Raw genomic sequence first — 2,986 nt, 5'->3', positions numbered from 1 at the left:
TCCTTCCATAGAGGCTCATCGAAACGTCTCCGCTGTGTCCATGCTGCTGGCTGCGAGGCTACGCATGTTTTCTTGCGCGAGGCTGGCGCGGCGCTGCATCAGAAGACGAGCCGGTAGCCGAGGAAACGCTTGGAATCGATCGGGTCGGTGCCCAGCTTCTCGCGCAGCTTCTTGCGCAGTTTGCTGATGTGGCTCTCCACCACGTTCTCCTCGACCTCTTCGTCGAAGATGCCGTAGATGGCGTTGAAGACCTGGGTCTTGGTGACCCGGCGCCCGCGATTGCTCGCCAGATATTCGAGGATGCGGCGCTCGCGGCGCGGCAGGGGGAGGGGCTGACCGTCGATCTCGGGGTCGCGGCCGTCCATGAAGATGCGCATGGCGCCGATCTCGGTGTAGGCGACGTCTTCCTGGGCGCGGCGGCGGATCGCGGTGATGCGGGCCAGGATCTCACGGATATGGACGGGCTTGCGAATGACGTCATCGACGCCGCTCTCGAACAACCGCAGCGTGTTCTCCAGCGAATGCTGTTCGCTCAGCGCAATCACCGGGGCGCCGGTGCGGTCGCGGATCTGGCGCGGAGAGATGGAACCTTCGCGGCAATCGCCGATGAGGAAGGCCCTGACCGAGCGCAGATCGGTGTCGGCGGCCGAATTCACCCACTCACCGAATTCGCCGGATGCAAAGCCTGCACAGGCGATGCCCTCACGATCGAAAAGTGAATTGTATCCCTCTGTTACGAGCTCGCGCTCGTCAACGATCACAATCATCGGCCCCGCCTTCCGAATCAAATCATTTGCCCCGTGAAGAGAGGCCTATCCGCTGGCGAGAATCCTGAACAACCGTCATTTCTTATAGCTAGTTTCTTGGGAGTCTGGAATCGTATCGGTTGCATTAGCGTGCAGCCAGATACGCATTCGGCGCCAAGTCTTGGCCAGGCCAGAACAACAATTCGGGGTTGTGTGGCAGGTCTATTAGTAATGGGAAATGCGCTTATGGGTTGCAGAATCCGCGGGCGTTCGCGGTCCATTTTCCAAAGCCGGTGGCGACCATGTTGGCAATGACACGGCAGACATAGATCTTCTGCGCCGGGTCATTGTCGGGGCCGGCATGATAGCGGGCCACGGCCATCGACCAGGTCTCGTGACGGGCATGAAGGCTGGCCAGGAAGCGCGCCGCATAGTCGACGTTCTGACGTGGGTCGAGCATGTCCTCGACGCTGCGAAAATGCGATGCGTGGTAGTGGTGGTTGATCTGCATGCAGCCCAGATCGATCAGGGTCTTGCCCTCGCGCCGGGCATTGGCGAAGGCGGCAAGGGCCTCGGTCCGGCTCCTGGGAAAGACTGCTTTTCCCTCTATATTCAAAGCGTTGGGTTGAAGGCTGCCCTTGTTGCCGGTCTCCGTCAGGCCAACGGCATAAAGGATGCCGGCGGGAACGCCATAGCGGTCGGCGGCGCGCAGGATTTCCGGCTCGCAAGGGTTGGTCGTGGCTGCGGCAGCTGTTACCGCGCTAGATAAAGATATCGCCGCCAGCGCGCTCGCGAGAAGGCGAAGTGCCGCGGCCGTAGTCCTGCGCGTCATCGTTGCGGTTCCCTGAGGATTGCTGACCCGGTTGCTGGCCGCCGGCTCCACCATTGCCGCCGCCCGAATTCCCCGGTTGAAAGGATGCTGGATCGCGGCCTGTTGCGGCCGCCAAGGGAGCGGTTGCATCCGTCCGGGTTGTAGCGGGAACTGCTACCGAAGGTTGCATTATCGTGACCTTGTCAACCTCGAAGCCGAGCCCTCGCAGCGACTTGACGATGGCCTCGCTGTCGGCCGACAGCCGACGATAGGCATCGTGTGTTTCAGGCTTCAGCTCAATCGAAAGTTGTTCCCCGGAGAGGCGAAGATTGGCCGTCACCATGCCGAGTTCGGCAGGGTGAAGTTCGATCTTCAACACATGTGTCGGAACGGCAACAGAGCTGGCCAGATGGGTGGTCGTGGGTGAGGCTGAAAGCGCCTTTTGCGGCCCGGCGTCGGCGGCTATGGCGTTGATCACATTGAGGGCCGCCTGGCTGATGGGACCCTGCGGCGGCGCGGGGAAGCTCCGTTCCGACACCACGTCGATGCGCGCGGCGGACAGGGACTGTTTTCCGGCTTCGGGACGCATCGAGGACCGCACATCCTCGATGCTCCTCATCGCATTCGTGGTGGGCTTCGACGGCACGCCGGGCACATCGGCAGCCGGCGCGTCCGACAGCTTCTGGGCCGCCGCTGTGACGTCGCGTTTTGGCGCGCTGGAGGCAGCGCTCGGCGACTGACCGTCAAGCGCCGTCAAAGGTCCGTCGACGGTCGACGCCTGCTCCGGCTTCGACACGGTTTCGAGTGCTTCGCGTCCGCCCGACGATTTTGAGCGGTAGGTCTTTGGCAGTGCAGCCTGTCCGCCGAGCGCCGGGTCCGACGGATTCTCGCCGGTGGCCGCATTGCCCCCCGCTGCCTTGGCCGCTGTCGAGAAATGCCGCAGGTCATGAAACGCGATCAGCAGCGGCAGGTCGTCCTGAAGCGGCGCGGTATCCGACGCCGTCTGTTCGGCGTCGGCCTTGTGCGCCTTTGCTTCCAATTCGTCCTTGCCGGTTTTCACGCTTGCGCCTTTGGCCGAGGTGGTCCTTCCGGGCTCGGCCGATGCCGGTTCGGCCTTGGCGCCATGCCCGGCGAGGCCGGCAGCGAGCTTGCTCCAGCGCCGGTCGCGCGATCCCGCCTCTGTCGACGCCTGCCGTTCCGGGCGGGCATCGTCGCGCAGCATTTTGCCGAAGCCGGCGTCATCGTTTCTGCCGTTCGCGGCCGGCTGCTCCGACGTCGCGCGCGTGGAGGCAAATCCTGGCAAGGCCGAGCCGAGGCTGGTGGTCATTTAGGGGCGGCTCCAAGCATCTGGTCGATCAGGTCGAGCTGTCGACGTGTTCTGGTCATGGCGGCGTCGGTCGGATCGGCGGGTTTTGGGCCGGCGGGGGGG

General features: G+C 63.6%; 3 protein-coding genes. All 3 read right to left on the bottom strand.

Annotated elements, in window-relative coordinates; genetic code table 11:
- Nucleotides 1-98: 98 nt before the first annotated feature.
- The 3 genes from EN925_RS30280 to EN925_RS30270 all read right to left on the bottom strand — a co-directional run bounded on the left by EN925_RS30280 (nucleotide 99) and on the right by EN925_RS30270 (nucleotide 2,884).
- Complete coding sequence (locus tag EN925_RS30280) at nucleotides 99-767, bottom strand: response regulator transcription factor (RefSeq protein WP_013529780.1); 669 nt, start codon at nucleotides 765-767, stop codon at nucleotides 99-101.
- Nucleotides 768-990: 223 nt separating this feature from the next.
- The gene (locus EN925_RS30275; protein WP_164753690.1) at nucleotides 991-1,578 is read right to left on the bottom strand and encodes a transglycosylase SLT domain-containing protein; all 588 of its coding nucleotides are present in this window, start codon (nucleotides 1,576-1,578) and stop codon (nucleotides 991-993) included.
- Complete coding sequence (locus EN925_RS30270; protein ID WP_127385035.1) at nucleotides 1,508-2,884, bottom strand: flagellar hook-length control protein FliK; 1,377 nt, start codon at nucleotides 2,882-2,884, stop codon at nucleotides 1,508-1,510. The genes EN925_RS30275 and EN925_RS30270 overlap by 71 nt, the downstream gene beginning before the upstream one ends.
- Nucleotides 2,885-2,986 lie beyond the last annotated feature (102 nt).

The organism is Mesorhizobium sp. M7A.F.Ca.US.006.04.2.1 (assembly GCF_004022915.1).
GTDB classification, from domain to species: Bacteria; Pseudomonadota; Alphaproteobacteria; order Rhizobiales; family Rhizobiaceae; genus Mesorhizobium; species Mesorhizobium ciceri.
Note: the sequence above shows the minus strand (reverse complement) of the source record. Positions and strands in the feature narration are given on the sequence as shown.